The sequence below is a fragment of the Pseudomonas sp. S2_H10 genome, from assembly GCF_054668285.1.
Genome location: NZ_CP162754.1, coordinates 6625902 through 6650313, shown reverse-complemented (window position 1 = coordinate 6650313; position 24412 = coordinate 6625902). Strand labels below are relative to the sequence as shown.

22 protein-coding genes are annotated in these 24412 nt (G+C 61.3%); 9 read left to right on the top strand and 13 right to left on the bottom strand.

Annotated elements, in window-relative coordinates; genetic code table 11:
- Positions 1 to 349 precede the first annotated feature (349 nt).
- The 6 genes from pepN to AB4O16_RS30160 are packed head-to-tail and all read right to left on the bottom strand — an operon-like array spanning position 350 to position 6866.
- Positions 350 to 3007, bottom strand: coding sequence for an aminopeptidase N (pepN, locus tag AB4O16_RS30185; RefSeq protein WP_460156601.1), 2658 nt, complete (start codon positions 3005 to 3007; stop codon positions 350 to 352).
- Positions 3008 to 3017: 10 nt separating this feature from the next.
- Positions 3018 to 3848: a DUF2797 domain-containing protein gene (locus AB4O16_RS30180; protein WP_160389827.1), complete on the bottom strand. Its 831-nt coding sequence runs from the start codon at positions 3846 to 3848 to the stop codon at positions 3018 to 3020.
- The gene (locus tag AB4O16_RS30175; protein ID WP_060540507.1) at positions 3845 to 4105 is read right to left on the bottom strand and encodes a YeaC family protein; all 261 of its coding nucleotides are present in this window, start codon (positions 4103 to 4105) and stop codon (positions 3845 to 3847) included. The genes AB4O16_RS30180 and AB4O16_RS30175 overlap by 4 nt, the downstream gene beginning before the upstream one ends.
- A gap of 33 nt (positions 4106 to 4138) precedes the next feature.
- Complete coding sequence (locus tag AB4O16_RS30170; protein ID WP_460156600.1) at positions 4139 to 5008, bottom strand: rhomboid family intramembrane serine protease; 870 nt, start codon at positions 5006 to 5008, stop codon at positions 4139 to 4141.
- A complete protein-coding gene (locus AB4O16_RS30165) occupies positions 5005 to 5976 on the bottom strand; it encodes a metallophosphoesterase (RefSeq protein WP_160389825.1) in 972 nt (323 codons plus the stop codon). The genes AB4O16_RS30170 and AB4O16_RS30165 overlap by 4 nt, the downstream gene beginning before the upstream one ends.
- A complete protein-coding gene (locus AB4O16_RS30160) occupies positions 5976 to 6866 on the bottom strand; it encodes an NAD(+) kinase (RefSeq protein ID WP_008016128.1) in 891 nt (296 codons plus the stop codon). The genes AB4O16_RS30165 and AB4O16_RS30160 overlap by 1 nt, the downstream gene beginning before the upstream one ends.
- A 117-nt stretch (positions 6867 to 6983) precedes the next feature.
- Here AB4O16_RS30160 and AB4O16_RS30155 point away from each other — a divergent pair, with 117 nt between their 5' ends.
- The gene (locus AB4O16_RS30155) at positions 6984 to 7934 is read left to right on the top strand and encodes a DUF1853 family protein (RefSeq protein ID WP_460156599.1); all 951 of its coding nucleotides are present in this window, start codon (positions 6984 to 6986) and stop codon (positions 7932 to 7934) included.
- Positions 7935 to 8092: 158 nt separating this feature from the next.
- Here AB4O16_RS30155 and AB4O16_RS30150 read toward each other — a convergent pair whose 3' ends face one another.
- Positions 8093 to 9196, bottom strand: coding sequence for a DUF2855 family protein (locus AB4O16_RS30150; RefSeq protein ID WP_460156598.1), 1104 nt, complete (start codon positions 9194 to 9196; stop codon positions 8093 to 8095).
- A gap of 54 nt (positions 9197 to 9250) precedes the next feature.
- Between AB4O16_RS30150 and AB4O16_RS30145 the strand changes: the two genes are divergently transcribed.
- Positions 9251 to 9937, top strand: coding sequence for a TetR/AcrR family transcriptional regulator (locus tag AB4O16_RS30145; RefSeq protein ID WP_160389822.1), 687 nt, complete (start codon positions 9251 to 9253; stop codon positions 9935 to 9937).
- Here the strand turns inward: AB4O16_RS30145 and AB4O16_RS30140 are convergent.
- On the bottom strand, positions 9934 to 10494 hold the full coding sequence (locus AB4O16_RS30140; protein ID WP_160389821.1) for an NADPH-dependent FMN reductase: 561 nt from the start codon (positions 10492 to 10494) through the stop codon (positions 9934 to 9936). The genes AB4O16_RS30145 and AB4O16_RS30140 overlap by 4 nt on opposite strands.
- Before the next feature lie 175 nt (positions 10495 to 10669).
- Here AB4O16_RS30140 and AB4O16_RS30135 point away from each other — a divergent pair, with 175 nt between their 5' ends.
- Complete coding sequence (locus tag AB4O16_RS30135) at positions 10670 to 10897, top strand: hypothetical protein (RefSeq protein WP_150719307.1); 228 nt, start codon at positions 10670 to 10672, stop codon at positions 10895 to 10897.
- A gap of 88 nt (positions 10898 to 10985) precedes the next feature.
- Positions 10986 to 11879 carry a LysR substrate-binding domain-containing protein gene (locus AB4O16_RS30130; RefSeq protein WP_160389819.1) on the top strand — a complete coding sequence of 298 codons (894 nt, stop codon included), beginning with the start codon at positions 10986 to 10988 and terminating at the stop codon, positions 11877 to 11879.
- Here the strand turns inward: AB4O16_RS30130 and AB4O16_RS30125 are convergent.
- The 5 genes from AB4O16_RS30125 to AB4O16_RS30105 form a co-directional block, all read right to left on the bottom strand.
- Positions 11845 to 12459 carry a GNAT family N-acetyltransferase gene (locus tag AB4O16_RS30125; RefSeq protein WP_160389818.1) on the bottom strand — a complete coding sequence of 205 codons (615 nt, stop codon included), beginning with the start codon at positions 12457 to 12459 and terminating at the stop codon, positions 11845 to 11847. The genes AB4O16_RS30130 and AB4O16_RS30125 overlap by 35 nt on opposite strands.
- 14 nt (positions 12460 to 12473) lie before the next feature.
- Positions 12474 to 14729 carry an Orn/Lys/Arg family decarboxylase gene (locus AB4O16_RS30120; RefSeq protein ID WP_160389817.1) on the bottom strand — a complete coding sequence of 752 codons (2256 nt, stop codon included), beginning with the start codon at positions 14727 to 14729 and terminating at the stop codon, positions 12474 to 12476.
- A 146-nt stretch (positions 14730 to 14875) separates the two neighbouring features.
- The gene (gene dnaQ, locus AB4O16_RS30115; RefSeq protein WP_160389816.1) at positions 14876 to 15634 is read right to left on the bottom strand and encodes a DNA polymerase III subunit epsilon; all 759 of its coding nucleotides are present in this window, start codon (positions 15632 to 15634) and stop codon (positions 14876 to 14878) included.
- Between the two features lie 181 nt (positions 15635 to 15815).
- Positions 15816 to 16268, bottom strand: coding sequence for a ribonuclease HI (gene rnhA, locus AB4O16_RS30110; RefSeq protein ID WP_095059896.1), 453 nt, complete (start codon positions 16266 to 16268; stop codon positions 15816 to 15818).
- A gap of 92 nt (positions 16269 to 16360) precedes the next feature.
- Positions 16361 to 17119 carry a class I SAM-dependent methyltransferase gene (locus tag AB4O16_RS30105; protein ID WP_460156597.1) on the bottom strand — a complete coding sequence of 253 codons (759 nt, stop codon included), beginning with the start codon at positions 17117 to 17119 and terminating at the stop codon, positions 16361 to 16363.
- Positions 17120 to 17184: 65 nt separating this feature from the next.
- Here AB4O16_RS30105 and gloB point away from each other — a divergent pair, with 65 nt between their 5' ends.
- The 5 genes from gloB (at position 17185) to AB4O16_RS30080 (ending at position 24411) form a co-directional block, all read left to right on the top strand.
- Entirely contained in the window at positions 17185 to 17952 is a 768-nt protein-coding gene (gloB, locus tag AB4O16_RS30100) for a hydroxyacylglutathione hydrolase (protein ID WP_160389830.1), read from the top strand.
- 99 nt (positions 17953 to 18051) lie between these two features.
- Entirely contained in the window at positions 18052 to 19485 is a 1434-nt protein-coding gene (locus AB4O16_RS30095) for a LysM peptidoglycan-binding domain-containing protein (RefSeq protein ID WP_460156596.1), read from the top strand.
- A gap of 189 nt (positions 19486 to 19674) precedes the next feature.
- Entirely contained in the window at positions 19675 to 21495 is a 1821-nt protein-coding gene (locus tag AB4O16_RS30090) for an extracellular solute-binding protein (RefSeq protein ID WP_460158102.1), read from the top strand.
- A complete protein-coding gene (locus tag AB4O16_RS30085; protein WP_460156595.1) occupies positions 21492 to 23333 on the top strand; it encodes an extracellular solute-binding protein in 1842 nt (613 codons plus the stop codon). The genes AB4O16_RS30090 and AB4O16_RS30085 overlap by 4 nt, the downstream gene beginning before the upstream one ends.
- A 4-nt stretch (positions 23334 to 23337) precedes the next feature.
- Positions 23338 to 24411, top strand: a complete 1074-nt coding sequence (locus AB4O16_RS30080; RefSeq protein WP_460156594.1) for a microcin C ABC transporter permease YejB — start codon at positions 23338 to 23340, stop codon at positions 24409 to 24411.
- Position 24412 lies beyond the last annotated feature (1 nt).

The window sequence follows — 24412 nt, the reverse complement described above, 5'->3', positions numbered from 1 at the left end:
CTCTTGATCTTGATCCACCCGCCCCCTCGGAAGGCTGAGTGGAGGTGTTCATCCGGGGATTGGCGCGCAGCGCCGTTCGACGCAGTCGAACTCATCGCATGTAGGTGCCAGCGAAGCCAACCGGAGGGCGATGCCCCCGGATGAATGCCGGAGCGAAGGAACCCCGAGCCTAAGCGAGGGGCCGGACGCCAGGGGCGAGCGTTTTTTTGGTTACTTTTTTTAGGCGTTTGTAAAAAAAGTGACTCGCCGTAAGGGCGAAACCATAAGCAGCCGTAACCAAAAAAACGGATATGTACTCAATCAACCAAAAACCTGGTCGGCCCAAAGGCCGCCAAGGTCAACAACAGACTCAGGCCAAACTCTTGCTGACCACCTCAAACACATCACTGGACAACTGCCCCGAACCCCGAATCCTCTCCAACTCCCCCCTCATCAAAGCCTGACGCGCACCGTCATACTTGCGCCAGCGAGTCAAAGGCGCCAACTGACGAGAAGCAATCTGCGGATTAAAGCCATTCAACTCAATCACAAGGTCGGCCAGGAACCGATACCCGGACCCATCAGCCGCATGAAAGTTGATCAGATTCTGCCCGGCAAACGCACCGACCAGCGCCCGCACCTTGTTCGGGTTCTTGATGTTGAACGCCGGATGCTCCATCAACGCCTTGACCCGCGCCAGACCACCGGGCAACACGCTGCCGGCCTGAACGCTGAACCACTGATCCATGACCAGCGGATTGTCCTTGAAGTGCTCGGCGAAACTGGCCAGTGCCTTGGCTTTCTCGGCCTCGAACGGCGAATTGACCAACACCGCCAGCGCGGTCAGACGCTCGGTCATGTTGTCGCAAGCATCGAACTGCTCCAGGGTTGCAGCCAACACTTCGGGCTTGCCGCTAAGCATCAGGTACGACAGCGCGATGTTCTGCAATGCGCGGCGGGCAAAGTGCTCCGCTTCGGCCACGTACGGCGTCTGCTTGGACAAATCGCGATTGGCCTGGTAACGCAGCCACAAACCTTCGAACAACGCGTCCGCCAGTTGCTTGCGGGCAAACTCGCGAGCAGCGTGAATGGCATCGACATCCGCCACTTCGCTGATCTCGGCCAAATACGCTTCGCTCGGCAGCGAGAGCATTTCGGCGACCATCGCCTGGTCCAGCGACTCGTCCGACAGCACCGCACGCAGCGCCGACACCAGACGCTGATCGAGTACCAGCGCTTCGCCCTTCTGCTGCTGGCCAATCAATTCTTGCAACACCTGCACCGACAATTGTTGGCCGGCATCCCAGCGGTTAAAGCCGTCGCTGTCGTGCTGCATCAGGAACATCAACTGATCGCGGTTGTACGCAAAGCTCAGCTTCACGGGTGCCGAGAAGCCACGCAGCAACGACGGCAACGGCTGTTCGGCGATGTCGACAAAGGTGAACGTCTGCTCGGCCTCGGTCACCGAGATGACCCGCGAAGTGCCTTGCGCGGCCGCCTCACCGGACAGGCGCAGGGCAATCGCCGCGCCTTTGGCGTCCAGCAGCCCCAGTTCGACCGGGATCACGAACGGCAGTTTTTCAACCTTGTCCGGGGTTTGCGGGCAGCTCTGGCGGAAAGTCAGGCTGTAGGTTTTCGCCGCGGCGTCGTAGGAATCGCTCACCGCCAGGCGCGGGGTACCGGCCTGGCTGTACCAGCGTTTGAACTGGGTCAGGTCCACGCCATTGGCGTCTTCCATGGCCTTGATGAAGTCATCGCAGGTCACGGCCTGGCCGTCGTGGCGTTCGAAATACAGGTCGCTGCCTTTGCGGAAGCCTTCGGCGCCGAGCAGGGTGTGGATCATGCCGACCACTTCCGAGCCCTTTTCGTACACGGTCAGGGTGTAGAAGTTGGAAATCTCGATGAAGCTGTCCGGGCGCACGGCGTGGGCCATGGGGCCGGCGTCTTCGGCGAACTGGTGGGTGCGCAGGTAGGCGACGTCCTGGATGCGCTTGACCGTGGCCGAGTTCATGTCCGAGGAAAAACCGGCATCGCGGAACACGGTGAAGCCTTCCTTGAGCGACAGCTGGAACCAGTCGCGGCAGGTCACGCGGTTGCCCGACCAGTTGTGGAAGTATTCGTGGGCGACGATCGCCTCGACCCGCTGGTGCGCGGCGTCGGTGGCGGTTTCAGCCTTGGCCAGCACGGCGCTGGAGTTGAAGATATTGAGGCCCTTGTTCTCCATGGCGCCCATGTTGAAGTCATTCACGGCGACGATCATGAAGATGTCCAGGTCGTACTCGCGCCCGTAGACCTCTTCGTCCCAGCGCATGGATTTCTTCAGGCTGTTCATGGCGTGCTGGCACTTGTCGATGTTTTCCGGCTCGACGTAGATGCGCAGCGCCACGTTGCGCTCGCTCATGGTGGTGAAGCTGTCTTCGACGCACCACAGGTCACCGGCCACCAGCGCAAACAGGTACGCCGGTTTCTTGAACGGGTCTTCCCAGGTCGCCCAGTGCCGGCCGTCTTCGCCGGGGCCGGAAGCGATCGGGTTGCCGTTGGACAGCAGCACCGGATAGCTGTGCTGCTCGGCGACCACCGTGGTCGTAAACGTGCTCATCACGTCCGGGCGGTCGAGGTAATAGGTGATCTTGCGGAAGCCTTCGGCCTCGCACTGGGTGCAGAACATCGTGCCGGACTTGTACAGGCCTTCCAGCGCGGTGTTGGTTTCCGGGTGGATCCTGACGCTGGTATCGACCGTGAAGCTGGTGCTGGTCGGGTGCAGGGTCAGGTGATTCTCGGTCAGTTGATACTGCGCCTCGGCAAGTTCCTGGTCGGCCAGGGTCACCGACAGCAGTTCCAGCTGCTGGCCGTCCAGCACCAGCGGCGGCAGGCCCGGGCCACGCTCGGGGTTGCGGCGCATCACCAGTTGCGCATGGACCAGGCTGTGGTCCTCGTACAACTCGAAGGTCAGGTGTGTTTCGTCGATCAGGTACTCGGGCGCCTGATAGTCCTTGAGGTAGATCATCTTCGGTTGTTCGGTGCGCATGCTGGAGTCCTTACTGATGCACGGCGAGCTGGTAAGCCGTGTATTTACGAATGTTGATCACGCCGGTATCGAAGATCAGGTATTGACCCTTGACCCCCATCAGCGTGCCTTCGGCAATCGGGTTCTTGTCCAGGTTGAAGCTGACGATCTTCGCCGGGTATTGCTCGACCGGGTAGCGGATTTCCAGCGGCTCAACGTCGGTAACCTTCTGGATCGCCTGCAAGCCAAATCGTTCCTGCAACCCCAGCAGCCCTTCAGCGCAGCTGTCGAACAGTTGATCGCGGACCTCGGCCAGGTTCACCGCCGCCGCATCGCCTTTGAGTAAAGCACGCCAATTGGTCTTGTCGGCCACCTGGCTGCGCAGCAGATCCTCGACGAAACCCGACTGTTGCCGGGTCGACACGCGCATGATCGGCAACGCCTGGCTCGCACCCTGGTCGAGCCAGCGGGTCGGCAACTGGGTGGCACGGGTGATCCCGACCTTGACCCCCGACGAGTTGGCCAGGTACACCACGTGATCGGTCATGCAGAACTTCTCGCCCCATTCCGGCTCGCGGCAGGTGCCGGCGTCGAAGTGGCAGCGCTCCGGGCTCATGATGCACACGTCGCACTGGGCCAGCTTGGTCATGCACGGGTAACAGTAACCCTGGCTGAAACTGGTCTTGGTCTTGCGTCCGCAATGGATGCAGTGGATCGCACCCAGGTATTCCAGGCGCACCGTGGTGCCGATCAACGGATTGACCGGGACCTCGGTTTCGCCCAGACGGAAAGCGTATTGCACGTTCGGCCCGTCAAGGCGCGCCGACATTTTGCTGATTGCACCGCGGCCAATCTCGATCAATGGATGGCATCCGACTTGAACAGGATATTCGGCACTTCGATCGACTTCGAGGCGCACTCCTGCGGACCCATGTAGCCGGTACGCTGGTCTTCGGGCAGGTTCTGGATTTCCCAGGCGATCATCGCCTGCAACGACAGCTCGCGTTGTTCGGCGGTGAGCTTGCCACCGTCGGACCATTTGCCGATTTCCACGGCCAGTTTCAGGCTCTCGTAGATATCGGGGGTGATGTTCTTGATCATTTCGTTAAAAGAGGACATTGGGTCTCCGTCTCTTTATTGCATGTTCTTGATTTAGGCGGCCAGTTTACGGCGGTTATACAAACCGCCCAACAAACCGCTGAAGCATCCGATGAGTAACCCGCTGACGTGGGCCGCGTTGGCGATCTCGCCGAAGCCGATCATCGACACAAGCCCGGACAGGCACAGCAGCAACCACACCAGCATCATCACCAGCACGCCGCGCGGCAGGCGATAAGCCGGGTTCGGCGCCAGCAGCTGGAAGATCCAGCAATGCCCGAGCAGGCCGTACAGCACCCCGGACAAACCACCGAACAGGGTCGGGCCGCTGAAGTAATACTGGGCGTAGTTGGACACCAGGCTGAACAGCAAGGTCAGGCCGATCAGGTTGATGCTGCCCTGGCGCGACTCGATGCGTCGCCCCAGCTCCCAGTACCACATGCCGTTCATCGCCAGGTGCAGGATGCCGAAGTGGATCAGCATCGGCGTGAACAGGCGCCACCACTGCCCCGCCGCCAGGCTGTCGGCCAGTGGCGTGAAATGGATGTAGTCGCCGACCACGCGGAATTCGAGGAAGGTCAGCCAGCGCATCGTTTCAAGGTTGTCGCCCAGCAGCGTGACCGCGCCGACGATGATGCTCAGCAGCAATATCAGCGCAGTGGCCCTGGCGTATTTCAACTGCTCGACGAATCCCGGACGCTTGATGGTTTGCGCCACCGGAATGTCCAGTTGCTGATCGGGGTCGCCCGCCGGAAAACGTTCGTACAGCGCACGCACGTCTTCGCTGATGTTCTGCGGTACCCACAGCACCTGCTCGCCAGCTTCCTCGCTGACCCGATGGGGCACTTGCATGCGTTTGAGCAGCGTGACGAACCCGCTCAAGTCCACTGCCAATGGCAGACGCAATACCGCTACAGCACTCATTGCAAAACCTCCGGCCGCTCGACATCGACCCAGACGAATTTATGCGGATCGAGGCGAGTTTCCTGATCCAGTCGATAGGCAACCAGTTTGCCGTACAGCACCGCGCTGTAATCCAGACAGGCCAGGTTCGGCCGGATCGGTGCAGGTTTGCCGCTGCGCCAGTAATGGCCGACGAACAACAGCGGCTCGTCGCTGCCATAACGCAGCAAGTTGTTTTTTTCCGTGGAAGTCAGCGGCGTCAGGGCCACCGGTTCCGGCAGTGCATCGGGCTGGAACACGATGTCGCCGTAGGTTTTCGGATCGTCTTCCCAGAACTTGGTGCGAAAGAACGAACGCACCAGGCCGTCGCCGCTGGTCATGGTCTGGCCGTGGGGCAAGCGCATGTCGGTGCCGCGCAGCAGCCGGTCGAACACGGTGCAGGCAAATGAACCCGACTCTGCCGACGCCTGGAGAAAAGGCTCGTCAATGCAACCGTTGGGGAACAACGCGCGCAGCGGCTCGATCAGCCCGGCATCCCAGCAAGCATGGACCACGCGAAAACGCCCGGCATCGACGAACAACGGCAACTCATAGAACCATTGCTGGAAGTCGTGCCAGTCGCCCGGATGGTGTTCGAACTGGGTCAGGGTTTCGTGCAGCAGGCGGGCATGGCGCGGCGTGTGCTCGCGCACGAACTGCTTGCCGCTGCCGGGCAACGCCGGCGTGGCCCAGCCCAGCGCATTGAACTCATGGTTGCCCATGATGCACAGCGCCTGACCGGCCTCGACCATGTCGTGGACGATGTGCAGCGCCTCGCGAATCCGCGGACCGCGATCGATGATGTCGCCGACGAACACCGCCATGCGCGAAGCATGGCGCCAGACGCCACCCTGTTTGTGATAACCGAGTCGGTCGAGCAAGTGCTCCAGGGTCAGAGCGCAACCATGCACGTCACCGATCAGGTCGTAGCTACGCGCGGGATCGAGCATCAGTCGCCTCCACCCCCCAACTTGCTGCCCCAGCCGAGCTTGGTCCGGCAGACTTCATAGTAGTTGTGGTCGAGCGGGTGAATCAGCCGCAGCTTCTGGGCTTTTTTGCTCACGGTTATGGTGTCGCCGGGCGCGCAGGTAAAGTGGTTCTGCCCGTCGCACGAGACTTGCGGGTAAATCTGCATATCCTTGGACACGACGATTTTCAGCTCACTGTTGCCGTCGACCACAATCGGTCTACCCGACAAGGTATGGGGGTACATCGGCACAATCACAATAGCGTCGAGCTTGGGATGCATGATCGGCCCGCCGGCAGACAACGCATAGGCGGTGGAGCCGGTCGGCGTCGCGACGATCAGGCCGTCGGCCTTCTGGCTGCAGACGAACTGGCCGTCGATGTACAGCTCGAACTCGATCATTCGCGTGGATTTGCCGGGGTGCAGCACCACATCGTTCAAGGCGTCGCCCTGGCCGATGGCCTCGCCGTGGCGGCGGACTTCGGCCTGCAACAGGAAGCGGTTCTCCACCAGATAGTGGCCATCGAGCACTTCGGCGACCTTGGTTTCCAGCTCGTCGGGGCGGATGTCGGTCAGGAAGCCCAGGCTGCCGCGGTTGATGCCGAGCACCGGAATATTGTGTTTGGCCAGTGCCCGGGCGGCGCCGAGCAGGCTGCCGTCACCACCGACCACGATGACCATGTCGCAGACTTCGCCGAGCATCTTGCGCGACGAGGTTTGCAGGCCGTGCCCTGGCAGCACTTCGGCGATGGTGTCTTCGAGGATCACGTGCAGGTGACGATCGAGCAGAAACCGTTTCAGTCGGCGGACGGTATCCAGCACCTGGGAACTGCCCAGGCGACCGATGATGCCGATATTGCGAAATTGCTCCATGGGGCTCCTGCGGGGATCTGCGTGGCGGCGAAAACCACGATTATGGGCGAAAGCCGCCCGTAGACAAAATCCTTTCAGCTTCAAGGGTGTGCCCGGGTTTCAGGCTATGCTCGCAAGATGATGCTATTTCCCGATTTGCTCCACCTGCCCCACCAGTTACGCCATCCCGAAGTGCGTGACCTGGCGTGGGTCATCCTCGCGCCGCCCATGCTCGCCGATACCCCGTGGCCGCAGCGCCATCCATTGGCCGGCAGCGACTGGGTGCTGGCACCGGAGCGTCTGGAACACTGGCTGCGGCAGCTGGACCGGGACAGTTACGGCTTGCTGCACTGGCTGGCCCAGGCCCGGACCCGCCGCTTGGGCCTGTACTACGAACGCCTGTGGCAATTCGCCGTGCAGCATGCCCCGGGCATTGAACTGATTGCCGCGAACCTGCCGATTCGCCGCGAGGGCCACACCCTGGGTGAGCTGGACATGCTGCTGCGCGACCGCGACGGTGTGCATCACCTGGAACTGGCGATCAAGCTCTACCTCGGCCCGCAATCCGGCGACGGGCAAGACACCGCCCAGTGGCTGGGTCCTGGCTGCCACGATCGACTCGACCGCAAGCTGGCGCACCTGAGCCAGCATCAATTGCCGATCTCCGCACGCCCGGAGAGCCGGGAAGTGCTGGCGGCGCTGGATATCCAGGCCTTCAGCGCACATCTCTGGCTGGGAGGGTATTTGCTGTATCCGTGGCCCGGACAAGCCGCCCCGCCGTCGGGTGCCCATCCGCAGCATTTGCGCGGGCGCTGGCTGCATCAAAAGGATTGGCCGGCATTGCTGGCCCAAAGCCCGCCGGGGCGTTGGCAACCCCTGCCCCGCCATGCCTGGCTGGCGCCGGCGCACTATTCGGTGGAGCACACCTGGAACCCCGGGCAGATGCAGGCCTGGCTCAATGACCTGGACCCGCTGGCGCCGGCACAACTACTGGTGCGACTGATGGAAAATGCCGATGGTGACTGGGAAGAGGCCGAGCGATTGTTTCTGGTGGCGGACCTTTGGCCGAATGTGCCGGGGCAGGGTTGAGCTTTGCTGTGTATGAGCTGGCCCCATCGCGAGCAAGCTCGCGCCCACAGGGATCTTCAATGGACACAGAACTTGCGTATGACTGAGATCCAATGTGGGAGCGAGCTTGCTCGCGATGAGGCCCGCCTGGTCTAAACGGAAAACCTCGCCGAATCACATCACAAGCGAATCACATGCCCCTCGACAGGTGGAACCTGGCCATGGAACAAGCGGGAAATGACGCTTTGCGCCGCCTCGTAACCCCGACTTTCAATGACCTCCAGCAATGGCTTTTCACCTTCCGTCACTTGCTGAAAAAACCGCATCAACCCTTCGCCTATATGCTGGCTGACCCCTTCCGGCCCCCATTGCGCATTGCGCTTGCGGATCTGGATCGGCGCAAAAAAGAACACCGGTTGCGGCCCTTCGATTGCCGTCAACTGCGCCTCATCGGTGGTTTGCGCAGAGCCGGCGAAGCAGCTATGGACCAGTTGCCCGGCAAAGTGCTGGTGGACCCGGTCCCGCAGCCCCAGGTCGCCGGAAAAATCCACGTACAGCGTAGGACGGTCATCGGCGACGCTTGCCAACCCGGCATAAGGCACCACCTGTTCGTAACAGCCGAGGCTTTCGACAAACGCCTTGTTGCCGGCGGACGTCAGCGCCACACGTTGCAGCTGCGGATGATCTTCCAGGCACACTGCCGTGCCGTAGGCGGTTTTGCTGGAAGCACTGGAGAACACCAGGCGGGTCGCCCCGAAAAACCGGTTGTCCTGCAGGAAGTCCGCCAGCATCGACGAAGTCAGAAACAGCGGTTTAAGCAAAATCTGCAGGTTTTCGGTTTCAGGCCTGTAGTACGCATCCCAACTGCAGCGCGTGTATTGGTTGTACGCCGAGGTCAACCCCGCCCGGTGCTCGGCGCCATCGTAAAAGCCACGCTCGGTGACGCGTTCAGGGCGCATCCATAGGTGGCTGGCCAGCGGAAAGTAACCGTAGAACCGCTCGCCCACCCCGATGCCTGCCACTGTCGACGCAATGACGTCCGCAACCCCCCAAGCCGGAACATGCCCCCAGCCCTCCAGGCCTGTAGGAAAAAACCCCCAGTAGTTCATTGAATCGCCAAAAGCCGCGTAGGTAATGTTGTTGGTGGTCAACGCGCAACGGTCAATCTTCAGGATCACCTCGCCAGCGGCCGGGATCAGGCTGCGTTGCGCCTGCTCTACCCGGCTCTGGTCCAGGGCATTTTTGCGGGTAATCAGGCGTGTTACCGTGGTGAAATCTTGCATGTTCGGTCTCCTGCTGCGTCACAGTGGCGGGTCACTCAAGAGTAATGACTGCCAATGAAGAGCGGGTTCGGAAACACCCAGGGCGGTTCGCCCACCGTCAATTCCCGCGCCAAGCCGCTGAAACGGCCGAGTCAGGCTCGGGCGATTTTCACCGTCGAGGCGATTTACGAAGCCTTTGTTCGGATTTGGCATCGTGACGGCTGGTCAGGGCTGACCACCCGCGAAGTGGCGTTGGAAACCGGTGTGGCAATCGGCACGCTGTATGACTATTTCCCGAGCAAGGAAGCCCTGCTGTCGGGTTACATCCGCCATCGCCTGGATGTACTGCTGGCGCAAATGGATCAAGACGTCATCCAGCCAACCGACCTGGACTGGCCAACCCGCATCAAGCGCCTTGTGTGCCTGACCTGCGACCCCGACGATGCCCGACAACCCCTGTTCAACCACGCGGTGTCGCTCATCGAGCATCAGATCGCCGAACCCAAGCATCATCACAGGGTGTACGAGGAACTGTCGCAAAAATGGCGGGAAGCCTTGGCTGCGTGCAGCGACCTGCCGATGCAGCCATCCGCATCGACGATCGAAGCCTGGGTCATCATGGCCTGGGGCGGCCGCCGTTATTGCATCACGGCACAACCGACGGCGGAGCAAACGGCCGCCTGGCTGTCGGAAATGCAAACGATGATTTGTAGCCGGTTATCCAGCGCTTCGCAGGACGAAGCGCTGGCAGCCGAACATTAAACTTTCTTGTGCTGCTCGACCCATTGCCCAAAGGCATTGATGAAGCTTTGCAGGAACGGCTTGACCGACTCGGACAACTTGCCCGCCTCGTCGAACGCCGAACCGGCGTTGCCCAGATAGGCCTCCGGTTGCTGCATCAGCGGCACGTTGAGGAACACCATGGACTGTCGCACGTTGTGATTGGCGCCAAAACCGCCGACGGCCCCCGGCGAAACGCTGATAATCGCTCCCGGCTTGCCGTTCCAGGCACTTTTGCCATACGGACGCGAACCCACGTCAATCGCATTTTTCAGCGGCGCCGGCACCGAGCGGTTGTATTCCGGGGTCACGAACAGCACCGCGTCGGATGAGCTCACTTGTTGTCGGAAAGTGCTGTAGGCTGCCGGCGGTGAAGCGCCATCGATGTCTTCGTTGTAGAGCGGCAGATCGCCAATCTCGACGATGCTGAGCTTGAGATTGGCCGGCGCCAGCTCTGCCAGGGCCCGTGCGACCTTGCGGTTGATCGATTCCTTTCTCAAGCTGCCGACCACGACGGCGACCGTATAGACGTTGCTCATGGGAATGTCTCGACTGTCCGATATGAAGAGCTTGTAGTTATAGATGACGATTCAAGCAGCGGGCGACTGAAAACAGCGTCCCTGACTATTTTTTTCCCGTAGGAAAACTTACCTCACCCAGGCACGGTCTATAGAGCCGCAAATTGAGTGATTTATCTCCAGAGGTTCTAAGCAGATGGCAGCAGTACTCGTCGGTCAGTTCCATGCAAGAGATGCGGAAGGCCGTATTTATTCGGTGCACGAGTTCCAGGAATCCACCCCGGCGGTAGACGGCTCAGGGCCTGTCACCACCTATAAGCTGGCCATTGGCGACCGTGTCAACAAAGTCGACGACAATGAGTTCATGCTGGTGCAAACCGGCGTTACCATCACTCGTGAACCGCAAACCGCCAGCGTTTCATAACCCATCGTTATGAGCAGAAGTCATATGCGCGGACTTGGGGTAGGATTCAGCCACTGACTCCTCCACCTGCTGAACATGGACTTCACGCATGCGCTTACGCCATATCGAAGTGATCCAGGCGCTCCTGCAGACCGGTCACCTGGGCACCGCCGCCGAATGGCTGCAGTTGCCGGTGACCGAAGTCGAGCGCTTGCTGCGTGATGCCGAGGATCAACTGGGGTTCATGCTGTTCGCCAGCGTTCGCGGACGATTGCAGGCCACCCGCGAAGCGCGGGAACTGCAGGTGGAAATTGCCCGGGTCTACGATGCGCTCGAACCGGTACAGCGCCTGGCCAACAGCCTCAGGCAATACCTGGCGCCGCCGCTGCGCATCATCTGCACCCCGCCGTTGGCCAACCAATTGTTGCCACACAGCATCGCGGCCCTGCGCCGACGCCTGCCCGACGCGCCCTGCACCCTGCTGAGCCAGCCGACCCGCGACATCGTCAGAAGCCTGCTGCTGCGTGAAAGCGACCTGGGGCTGAGCCTGCACGACCCCGATCACGCCGACCTCGATTGCCAGGTGATTGCCCAGGGCAAACTTCAGTTGCTCGCCCCCCATGGCTGGCTGCAACCAAAACAGAAATACATTTCCCTACAGGATCTTGCCGGCCAATCGATGATCGGTCTGGAGGGGCACGACCCGCTGAGCCCGGCGCTGGAAAACAAACTGCACGGCTTGCGCCCTGCCCCGGTGATTCAGACCCGGGTCCAGACTCATCAGATGATGCGTAGCATGGTCGAGGCCGGCGAAGGCCTGGCCATCGTCGACCCGTTCACCGCCCTTGGCGCCAAAGCCTCGGGGCTGGACACCTGCCCGCTGGCACCCGCCGTCCCGATCAGCCTCTACGCCCTGTCCCTGAAAAACGCTGAAGCGTCTCCGGCGGTCCAGGCCCTGCTGGCCATCGTCACGGAACAAGCCGCGGCGATGCTGACGAACTGAGCGGGTTCTCCAGCGGGTTTTCAAACAGGCGGTACCAGAACAGCGCCACTTCGGCGGTGTTCGGATCGATGCCGCGATAGCGCAGGTGGTCGATCCCGCCGATCACATAACCGCAACGCTCATAGAGCCTGCAGGCCCCGAGGTTGTTGTTCTGGGTTTCGAGCATGATGCCCGGAAGTTTTTTCTTGCGGCTCCAGAATTGCGCCACATCCAACAGGGCCTTGGCCACGCCGTGCCGCCGGGCAGGTGCATGCACCGCCAGCTCGTCGATATGGGCAAAACCGTTCCAGTTGGTACTGACCACCAGGTGCCCCACCGGCTGATCATCCAGATAGGCCATGAAAATCGCGCTGTCGGTGCCATCGCGAAAGCTGCTGAATTCTTCGGGATCGATGCCGTAGCACTTGCGATAAGGCGTGATCGGCGTGACCGGCCACTGTGCCACTGGCTTGCCTATTTCGGCCGCTCCATAGGCCGCGACTTCAAAACTGAAATCACTGCCCCAGATGTAGGCGGCAAAACCGTCATCGGCAACCCGTACCGACAACCCTGGGTAAATCGGATTTATAACCGGCTGCATACTGGGAAAGGTCCTCACTCCTTGATGCAATCGACGGTGTAGCACCGCCCATTGCCCTGATCTTCATGTTGCAATCCGTGCACATCAGCAACGAACCCCGGGAAACTGCTATCGAATGTACGGGCAAACGCCAGGTAATCGATGATCGAACGGGTCGTCTCGGTAAAGCGCTCACCCGGCATGATCAGTGGAATGCCAGGAGGATACGGCACCAGCATCACCGCGGCGATCCGCCCGGCCAGCGCATCGATCGACACGGCTTCGACTTCACCGCGCACCAATTGATCATAGGCGTCCGCCGGTTTCATCGCGACTTCCGGCAGCACGGTGTACATGCGCTTGAGGTGTTTGGCGGTGGCGTTGCTGCGATAACAGGCATGCAACTGATCGCACAGATCGCGCAGGCCCATGCCCTGATACCGCGCGACATTCTCCTGCGCCACGCAAGGCAGGCAACTGGCCAGACTGACGTTGGCGTCATAACTGCGCTTGAACTCCAGCAATTCGGTGAGCAAGGTGCTCCACTTGCCCTTGGTGATGCCCATGGAGAACAACACCAGGAACGAATACAGTCCGGTCTTCTCGACCACCAGGCCACGCTCCCAAAGGAATTTGCTGACCACCGCCGCCGGAATCCCGCGCTCGCTCAGCGCGCCACCGGCCGTCAGCCCCGGCATCACCAGCGTGACCTTGATCGGGTCGAGCAACACATAATCGTCGGTCACGCCACCAAAGCCATGCCAGTCGGCATCGGGCTGCAGCAACCAGTCCTCGGTGACGACCCGGTCGATGCCCTGTGCCGACGGCGGTTGCCAGATCGAAAACCACCAGTCATCCGCGGCAATGTGCTGGCGCAAGTTGGCCAGCGCCCGGCGAAAACTCAGGGCCTCATCGAACATTTCCTGCAACAGCGAACGCCCGGCCGGACCCTCCATCATCGCCGACGCCACATCCAGCGAAGCGATGATGCCGTACTGCGGCGAGGTCGAGATGTGCATCATGAAGGCTTCGTTGAAGCGATCCCGGTCCAGTTGCCGCGCACCGCCATCGCGCACATGGATCATCGAAGCCTGACTGAATGCCGCCAGCAATTTGTGGGTGGAATGGGTGGTAAACACCAACGGGCTGCCTTCATCACGGGATGTGCCCATGCCGTAGCGCCCGGCGAAAAACTCATGAAAGGCCGCATAGGCGTACCAAGCCTCGTCGAAGTGCAGCACCTCGACGCTATTGCCCAGTTGCTGCCTGATCAGCTCGGCGTTGTAGCAGAGGCCGTCATAGGTGGAATTGGTCACCACGGCGAGCTTGACCTTCGGCGAACGCCCCTTGGTCAGCGGGCTGGCGTCGATCTTGGCCTGTATCGATTCGCGGCTGAACTCGCTCAGGGGAATCGGGCCGATGATCCCCAGCTCATTGCGCTCCGGACACAGGTACAGCGGGATCGCGCCGGTCATGATGATCGAGTGCAGCACCGACTTGTGGCAATTGCGATCCACCAGCACCAGGTCATCGCGAGCGACCACCGAATGCCAGACGATCTTGTTGGCCGTGGACGTGCCATTGATCACGAAAAAGGTGTGATCGGCGCCGAAATTACGTGCAGCACGGGCCTCGGCTTCAGCCAGGGGGCCGGTGTGATCGAGCAAGGAGCCGAGCTCGGGCACAGACACCGAAAGATCCGAGCGCAGGGTGTTTTCCCCGAAAAACTGGTGGAACGCCTGCCCTACCGGGCTTTTGTGATACGCCACGCCACCGCCGTGACCGGGGGTGTGCCACGAATAATTGGAATCCGCGGTGTGTTGCACCAGCGCCTTGAAAAACGGCGGCAACAGGCCATCGAGGTACTTGCGCGCGGCGCGGGCCACCTGCCGGGCAAGAAAAGGCACGGTGTCTTCAAACAGGTAAAGAATGCCGCGCAACTGATTGAGTTCGGCCATGGCGTCGGCGGGTGCGTTTTCCAGGGTCACTTTTTCGCCCAGGGCGAAGATCGGCAGATCCGGTGCGCGCACTCGCGCCAGGCCGATCAGTTCGGCCATGTTCTGCAACAAATGCGAATGGCTGCTGGCGTCCTCGGACGCTATCAACATGCAGGACAGGCCATGGTAAGTCGACGCCACCAATCGCCCTTCGGTGTAGTCCACCGCCGAAACGACGCTGAACCCTTCCTGCTCCAGCTCCCGGGCGATGCCCCGCACGCGGTCGCCGGCGACGCTGTCGGCCTTGATGTCGCGATGGACAATCAGGACCGGGAATTTCAAATCTTTATACATGAGGCTCAGTGTCCTGAGGCGGCAGACCAGAGCCCGCCAATCACCTCAGGGTAGAGTGTTGCAGCGGATGTAGCGAGCGGGACGCACCAACTTGTGGCGACGCGGAGTTCCCCTGTGGCGAGGGGGCTTGTGTGGCGAATGCTCGGTCAAGCCTGCGCTTCAGCCTCAACCAACTGCACCCACAACGCCGGAGCACCCGCGGATTTGCCGATGATTTCCAGCCGCGCCGCATGGCGGGCCAGGTCGTCTTCACTCGCGCGGATGATCCGCGTCGGCTGGCGGTCCGCCGGCAAACGACGGATCTCGGTGGCCGAATTATCCGCGCCTTCACCGGAGCCATTGCCATCGGAGGCGTTACCGGCCAGGGACAAACTGGTCTGCCCGCCGGTCATGGTCAGGTAGACGTCGGCGAGAATCTCGGAGTCGAGCAAGGCGCCGTGCAGTTCACGGCCGGAGTTGTCGACGCCATAGCGCTTGCACAGGGCATCGAGGCTGTTGCGCTGCCCCGGGTGACGTTCCCGGGCCATCATCAGGGTGTCGAGGATCGAGCAGTGCTGCGTGATGTCCGCGCGGTCCTGCTGCCCCATCAGGGCGAATTCGTTGTTGATGAAGCCAACGTCGAACGCCGCGTTGTGGATGATCAGCTGCGCGCCCTTGATGAACTCGAAGAACTCGTCGGCCACCTCGGCAAAACGCGGCTTGCCCACGAGGAATTCGTTGGTGATGCCGTGGACGCCGATGGCGCCCTCGTCACTTTCGCGATCGGGTTGCAGGTACACATGAAAGTGCCGGCCCGTCAGGCGTCGGCCGATCAACTCGACACAACCGATTTCGATAATCCGGTGGCCGTCGGTCACCGGCATGCCGGTGGTTTCGGTGTCGAGTACAACGGATCTGGTGGCCATCAGTGCTCAGCTCTCAATCGGTCAATCGTGCAAAAGCGGCGATGTTAACACGCTCGCCGGGGTCTTTCAGATACACCGAGCCATCTGTAGGAGCTGGCTTGCCAGCGATGGCGGTCATGAGATCGACTAAAACCAGACGAGCATCGCCGGCAAACCGGCTCCTGCAGGGTCCGATGTGAACTCACGTCTGCTTGTACCCGCGCACTTCATCGACGCCACGGTTGGCCAACTGGTCGGCCCGTTCGTTACCGTGATGGCCAATGTGTCCGCGCACCCATTTCCAGGTGACTTTGTGGCGGTTGACCTGCTCGTCGAGCAGCTTCCACAGGTCAGCGTTTTTCACCGGCTCCTTCGCCGCGGTTTTCCAGCCGCGCTTCTTCCAGTTGTCCATCCACTCGTTGATGCCTTTCATCACGTACTGGGAGTCGGTCACCAGCAGCACCTCACAGGGCCGCTTGAGCTCTTCCAGGCCACGGATCGCGCCCATCAGCTCCATGCGGTTGTTGGTGGTATTGGCTTCGCCGCCCCAGAGTTCCTTTTCGACGCCCTTGCACACCAGCAGTGCGCCCCAGCCGCCAGGGCCGGGGTTGCCTTTGCAGGCGCCGTCGGTGAACAGTTCTACGCTATCGCTCATGCCAATCTATCCAGAAAATGCGCCGGCCCGCCGATCGCTGATCGACGACGCCCGAAGCCGGGACAGGCCCGGCTGCAAATAAAAAATGGGTATTACGGTTCGATGTTGCGACGGTTGACCTTGGCCATCGGCAAGGGAATCAACTTGCCCATCGGCTCGCGCCGTTCCTGACGGACCGGTCGCAGGCCCACCACGATCTTGCGCGCCACCAATAAATAGAAGCCGCCGCCCGACAGTTGCCAGTCACCGGCCTTGCGCTCCCACCCGGCCAGGCGGATCTGCCACGCCGGTGACGCGAGGGGCGGACGATAGCACCCGAAGCGGCGTTTCTCCAGCGCGAAGCCCAGCAGGTTCAGCCAGTCCGCGACTCGTGACGGTGAAATGCAGCGCGCCTTGCGCAGCGCATCCTGGGCAAACACATGCCGCAGGCCCCAACTGCTCCAGGGGTTGATGCCGATGATCAGCAGATGCCCACCGGGGCGTACGCTGCTCGCCGCCTCGCGAAGCAGGCCGTGGGGCGACAGGCAGAAATCCAGGCCATGCTGCAGCACCACCACATCGGCGGCATGCTCGCTCAGCGGCCAGGCCTGTTCCTCGCAGACAATCTCGACCCCCGGCAACGGCGCGCCAAGGCGCACATTGCGCTGTACCTGCGGCGCTGACGGCGGCGTCTGGGCCGAAGGGCCGTAATGCACCAGATAGCCACCAAAGAACCGCCCGAGTTCGTCTTCGAGCATGCGCCGTTCTTCGTCCAGCAGGAATTGCCCGATCGGGCCTTCCAGCCACTCGCGGGCCGCGCTGATCAACGCCAGCCAGTCAGGATCGGCCTGTGCGAACGCTTTATCAGTCATTGCATTCTCCAACGCGCCAGGAAGTTCTAAGATGCGCCAATGTTTTCCGCTTGGCGAATCCGACGATGATACAGATCACAGCCCTGCCCGCCTTCACCGACAACTACATCTGGTTGTTACAAGACCACGGCAGCAAACGCTGCGCGGTGGTCGACCCGGGCGATGCCGCCCCGGTACAAGCCTGGCTCGACGCCAATCCGGGTTGGGTACTGAGTGATATTCTGATCACTCACCACCATCATGACCACGTCGGCGGCGTCGAACTGCTGAAGAAAGCGACCAACGCGAAAGTCTATGGTCCGGCCAGCGAAAAGATCCCGGCGCGCGACGTCGCGCTCAAGGACAACGACAAGGTCAGCGTGCTCGGCTGGGACTTCGACGTCTTTGCGGTCCCGGGCCACACCCTGGGGCATATAGCCTATTACCATCACGGGCTGCTGTTCTGCGGCGACACCCTGTTTGCCGCTGGCTGCGGGCGCTTGTTCGAAGGCACGCCACAACAAATGCATCGCTCGCTGACCCGCCTTGCGGCGTTGCCCGAAGACACGCTGGTCTACTGCACCCACGAATACACCCTGAGCAATCTGAAGTTCGCGGCAGCCGTCGAACCGAACAATCCGCACACCGCCGAACGCCTGGCAAAAGTCAGCCGCCAACGGGAGTCCGGGATCATGACGCTGCCGTCGACACTGGCGCTGGAAAAGCTGACAAACCCGTTTTTGCGCGCCGGCGAAACATCCGTTAAAGAAAAAGCGGACGAACGGACCGGCACCGATAACTCGGCGCCCGATATGGTTTTTGCTGCGCTTCGGGCTTGGAAAGATACGTTCTAAAGGGCTTTCAAAAGGTTGCAACAATTCTGAAAGGTTGACCGCGCAGGGTGCGCTTTCTAGAATCGCCCGACATTTTTGCCCGGAACTAACTTCCAGCCAATGTCGTCACCTATTCGTAAAGCCATCAGTTCAGACGCATTGACCCGCTTGGCTCAAGCCATCGCGGTGGCTGTGTCCGCCACCCTGGCGGGCTGTTCCAGCCATGCGCCGCAGACCGATGCGGCGCACACGCCGAACATCGCCGCGCGCGCCAAGCAGAAGCCGATCTGGCTCAGCGAAAAACCCAGCCCGCAGATTCCTCAGGACGTCTGGGAGCGTATGCGCCAGGGCTTCCAGTTGCAGGATGGACTGGGTGTCAACCCGCGCATCGAACAGCAACGCCTGTGGTTCGCCAGCAATCCATCTTTCCTCGAAAACGCCGGCGAGCGTGGCAGCCTCTACATTCACTACATCGTCGAACGCCTCGAAGAGCGCAACATGCCGCTGGAACTGGCCTTGCTGCCAGTGATTGAAAGTGCCTACAACCCGATGGCCTATTCCCGGGCCGACGCGGTGGGTCTTTGGCAATTCATCCCGTCCACCGGGCGCTACTTCAACCTGCGTCAAACCCGTTTCTATGATGGCCGTCGCGATATCACCGCGTCGACCACCGCCGCGCTGGACTACCTGACGCGACTGCACGACATGTTCAACGGCGACTGGATGCTGGCCCTGGCGGCCTACAACGCCGGCGAAGGCACCGTCAGCCGGGCCATCGAGCGCAACGAACGCCTTGGCCTGCCGACCGACTACTGGAACCTGCCGCTGCCCTCCGAAACCCAGGCCTACGTGCCGAAGTTGCTCGCGCTGTCGCAAGTGGTGATGGCGCCGGAAGCCTACGGCGTGAACCTCAACCCGATCGCCAACGAGCCTTACTTCAAGGTCGTCGAAATCAACCAGCGCATGGACCTGTCCAAGGTCGCTGAAGTGGCCAACATCGACGAAGACGAACTGTTCCAGCTCAACCCGGCCTTCAAGCAGCGCACCACCATCGACGGCCCGCAACACCTGCTGGTGCCGACTTCCAAGGCGCAGCTGCTGACCAGCAGCCTGCAGACCATGCGCCCTGAAGAGTTGATCAGCAAGAAGTCGCTCAAGCCGGTCTTCGAAGGCGCAAGCGACACCCAGGTCGCCAGCGCCAAGCGTTCCTACCGGGTCAAGCGCGGTGACAACCTGGGCTCCATCGCCAAGGCCAACAACGTTGACGTGAAGGACCTGCAACGCTGGAACAAGCTCTCCGGCAAGAACCTCAAGCCCGGCCAGACCCTGGTCATGCAGGACAACAGCAAACGCAGCTCCGGGCGCGTCAACACCGTGATCGCAGCGAACAGCAAAAAGCAGCAGCAGACCAAGTACAAGGTCCAGCAAGGCGACTCGCTGTACATCGTGGCCAAGCGCTTCAATGTCGAGATGCAGCACCTCAAGCGCTGGAACCCGCGCGTCGGTCAGGCGCTCAAGCCTGGCCAGATGCTCACCGTGGCCAATCCGCACTAACCTGCAGGAGCCGGCTTGCCGGCGATGCGATCAAACTGATGGATCGCATCGTTTTGATCGCCGGCAAGCCAGCTCCTACAAAAAATCAGCCCCTTCCCGGCCCCGTCTTTTTCCTGTCCATACAAGCTGTTACTGTACGGTCCACAAAGCCCAAGCCGCCTGGATCGGATCCTCTATTTGAAGCGTCCCCTGCCCCTGCTCCTGATCAGCCTGGCCTTGAGCTCCACCGCAAGCGCGACGATCAGCGAAAGCCATGGTTATGCGCAGTTCGGCACGCTCAAGTACCCGGCCCGATTTACCCACTTCGACTGGGTCAACCCGCAAGCGCCGAAGGGCGGTACGTTGCGGGTCATGGCGTTTGGCACTTTCGATACGCTCAACCCGTACACCTTCAAGGGCACCAGCCCGGTCACCACACCGAACTTCCTGCAATACGGCATCAACGAACTCAACGAACCGCTGATGGTCGGCACCGGGCAGTACGCGCCTTCGGGTGACGAGCCCGCGTCCAGCTATGGCCTGATTGCCCAGTCGGTGGAGTACAACGAGAACCGCAGCTGGGTGGTGTTCAACCTGCGTCCCGAAGCGCGCTTCCATGACGGCACGCCAATCACCGCCTACGACGTCGCGTTCTCCTACCGCACGCTGCTCAAGGAAGGCCATCCGCTGTACCGCACCAGCCTTCAGGAGGTGCTGCGGGTCGACATCCTCAACCCGCAGCGCATCCGTTTCGTGTTCAAGCGCGCCGGCAATCCGCTGCTGATCCTGCGCCTGGGCGAAATGCCGGTGCTGCCACAACACTACTGGAAAGGTCGCGACTTCAAGGCCACCACTTTCGAACCGCCGCTGGGCAGCGGGCCGTATCGCATCACATCGGTCACGCCGGGGCGGCAGATCGTCTTCGAACGGGTCAAGGACTACTGGGGCAAGGACCTGCCGGTCAATCGCGGCAAGTACAACTTCGACCGCATGGAAGTCGAGTTCTACCGTGACGCCGACGTGGCGTTCGAGGCGTTCAAGGCCGATGAATTCGACATCTACATCGAGCATCAGGCGAAGAACTGGGCCAGCGGCTACAACTTCCCCGCGATACGCCGCGGTGACGTGATCAAGGCGCAGATCCCCCACCAGATCCCGACCCAGACCCAGGGCCTGTTCATGAACAGCCGCCGGCCGACGTTCACGGATGCCAAAGTCCGTGAAGCGCTGGGGCTGATGTTCAACTTCGAATGGACCAACCGCACACTGTTCAGTGGCGCCTACCAGCGAGCCATGAGCTACTACCCCAACAGCGAGTTCTCGGCGGGCGGATTACCGGTCGGGCACGAATGGCTGTTGCTCAAGCCCTATCGTGAACAGCTGCCGGCCAGGCTCTTTACCGAACCGTTCAGCCTGCCGCAGACCGATGGCCGCGGCATCCCCCGGGAGACCTTGCGCAAAGCCCTCGGCCTGCTCGCCGAAGCCGGCTGGAAGCTCAATGGCCAGCGCCTGCAAAACGCCGCCGGGCAACCCCTGCGCCTGGAACTGCTGCTGGTCAACCCGAACCTTGAACGCATCCTCCAGCCTTATGTCGAGAACCTCGCCAGCATCGGCATCGATGCGCGGCTGCGCACCGTCGATCGCGCGCAATACAAGCAGCGCCTCGACCAGTTCGATTTCGACATGATTCTGATGACCCTCAACCAGACCCTCAGCCCGGGCCTGGAACAGTGGCAGTACTTTCATTCCAGCCAGGCCGGGGTCAAGGGCAGCAAGAACTACGCCGGCATCACCAACCCGGTGGTCGATCACTTGCTCGAACAGTTGCTGGCCGCACAAAACCGCGATGAACAGGTCGCCGCCGGCAAGGCCCTCGACCGGGTGCTGCTGTGGCAGCACTACATCGTGCCCAACTGGTACCTCAATTATCACCGCCTGGCGTACCGCAACCGGCTCGCCTTCGTCACCACGCCGCCCTACACCCTGGGCCTGAACGCGTGGTGGCTGAAATCTTCGGAGAAAGATCAATGACCCCCATCCGCACCCTGCTCCTGCAGGCCGGCGGCCTGCTGTTCGCCGGGCTGGCCTGCGCCGCCCCGCAGCACGCCGTGACCCTGTACAACGAGCCGCCGAAATACCCGGCCGACTTCAAACACTTCGACTACGTCAATCCGGACGCGCCCAAGGGCGGGATTTTCCGCCAGGCCGGTTTCGGCGGCTTCGACAGCCTCAACCCCTTCATCAGCAAGGGCGTGCCGGCGGACGATATCGGCATGATCTACGACACGCTGGCCAAGCAAGGCCTGGACGAACCCTTCACCGAGTACGGCCTGATCGCCCGCCTGATCGAAAAAGCCCCGGACAACGCCTGGGTGCGTTTCTACCTGCGCCCCGAAGCGCGTTTCCACGACGGTCACCCGGTCCGTGCCGAAGACGTGGTATTCAGCTTCCAGATGCTGACCAAGGATGGCGCGCCGATGTACCGCGGCTACTACAACGACGTCGCGGAAGTGGTCGCCGAAGACCCGCTCACCGTACTGTTCAAGTTCAAGCACACCAATAACCGCGAACTGCCGCTGATCCTCGGCCAGTTGCCGGTGCTGCCAAAGCACTGGTGGGCCGACCGCGACTTCAACAAGGGCAACCTGGAGATCCCGCTGGGCAGCGGCCCCTACAAGGTCGGCGAAGTGAAGGCCGGGCGCTCGGTGCGCTATGAGCGGGTAAAGGATTACTGGGGCAAGGACCTGCCGGTCAATCGGGGTTTCTACAACTTCGACGTGATGACCACTGATTACTACCGCGACAACACCGTGGCCCTGGAAGCGCTCAAGGCCGGGCAGTTCGACTACTGGCTGGAAATGACCGCGAAAAACTGGGCCAACGCCTACAACATTCCGGCGGTCACCGAAGGCCGGCTGGTCAAGGAACAGATTGCCAACGGTAATCCGACCGGCATGCAAGGGTTCGTGTTCAACATGCGCCGCCCGGTGTTCCAGGATGTGCGCGTGCGCGAGGCCCTGTCGCTGTTGCTGGACTTCGAATGGACCAACAAGCAACTGTTCAACGGCGCCTACGCGCGCACCCGCAGTTACTTCGAGAACTCGGAAATGGCCGCTACCGGCCTGCCCGATGCCGATCAGGTGGCGATCCTCGAGCCGTTTCGCGGCAAGCTGCCGCCGCAGGTGTTCAGCGAAGCGTTCCAGAACCCGAGCACCGACGGCAGCGGCATGATCCGCGCCCAACAGCGTGAAGCCTATCAACTGCTGCAGGAGGCCGGCTGGCGCATCGTCGATGACAAGATGGTCGATGCCACCGGCAAACCGGTGGTCATCGAGTTCCTGTTGGCGCAGACCGAATTCGAACGGGTGCTGCTGCCGTTCAAGCGCAACCTTAGCGACCTGGGCATCGACCTGGTGATTCGCCGGGTCGATGTCTCGCAATACATCAACCGCGTGCGCTCCCGGGACTTCGACATGATCGTCGGCAGCTTTCCGCAATCCAACTCGCCGGGCAACGAACAGCGCGAGTTCTGGATGTCGGCGGCCGCCGACAAACCCGGCAGCCGCAACTCCATGGGCCTGAAAGATCCGGTGGTCGATCAACTGGTCGAGCAACTGATCAACGCCGATTCGCGCAAGAGCCTGGTGGCCCATGCCCGTGCGCTGGACCGCGTTCTGCAATGGGGCTATTACGTAATACCCAACTGGCACATCAAGACCTGGCGCGTGGCCTACTGGAACCACATCGGCCATCCAAAGGTCTCGCCCAAATACGACATCGGCACGGCCACCTGGTGGGTCAAGCCCGATATCAAGCCGGCAATAGAAGTCGAAACCACACTGCAGGCCGATCCTGCGGGCACGGAGTAATCAGATGCTGGCGTACATTTTTCGGCGACTGCTGCTGATCATTCCGACCCTGTTCGGCATCTTGCTGATCAACTTCGTGATCATCCAGGCGGCTCCGGGTGGGCCGGTGGAGCAGATGATCGCCAAGCTCGAAGGCTTCGAAGGCGCCACCAGCCGCATCGCCGGCGGCGGTGCCGAAGTCTCGGTGGCAGGCTCGGCCTATCGCGGCGCCCAAGGCCTGGACCCGGCGCTGATCAAGGAAATCGAGCACATGTACGGCTTCGATAAATCGGCGCCGGAACGCTTGTGGATCATGGTCAAGAACTATGCGTCGCTGGATTTCGGCGACAGCTTCTTCCGCGACGCCAAGGTCATCGACCTGATCAAGGAAAAAATGCCGGTGTCGATCTCCCTCGGGCTGTGGAGCACGCTGATCATGTACCTGGTGTCGATCCCGCTGGGGATCGCCAAGGCCACGCGGCACGGCAGCCACTTCGACGTCTGGACCAGTTCGGCGATCATCGTCGGCTATGCGATCCCGGCGTTCCTGTTCGCCATCCTGCTGATCGTGGTGTTCGCCGGCGGCAGTTACCTGGACTGGTTCCCGTTGCGCGGGCTGACCTCGAACAACTTCGATGAACTGAGCATGGGCGGCAAGATCCTCGACTACTTCTGGCACCTGGCGCTGCCGGTGACCGCGCTGGTGATCGGCAACTTCGCGACCATGACCCTGCTGACCAAGAACAGCTTCCTCGACGAAATCAACAAACAGTACGTGATCACCGCCGGGGCCAAGGGCCTGACCAACCACCGCGTGCTGTACGGTCACGTGTTCCGCAACGCCATGCTGTTGGTGATCGCCGGCTTCCCCTCGGCCTTCATCGGCATCTTCTTCACCGGCTCGTTGCTGGTGGAGGTGATTTTCTCCCTCGACGGTCTCGGCCTGATGAGCTTCGAGGCGGCGATCAACCGTGATTACCCGGTGGTGTTCGGCACCCTGTTCATCTTCACCCTGCTCGGGCTGGTGGTGAAACTGATCGGCGACCTCACCTACACCTTTGTCGATCCGCGCATCGACTTCGAAAGCCGGGAGCATTGAG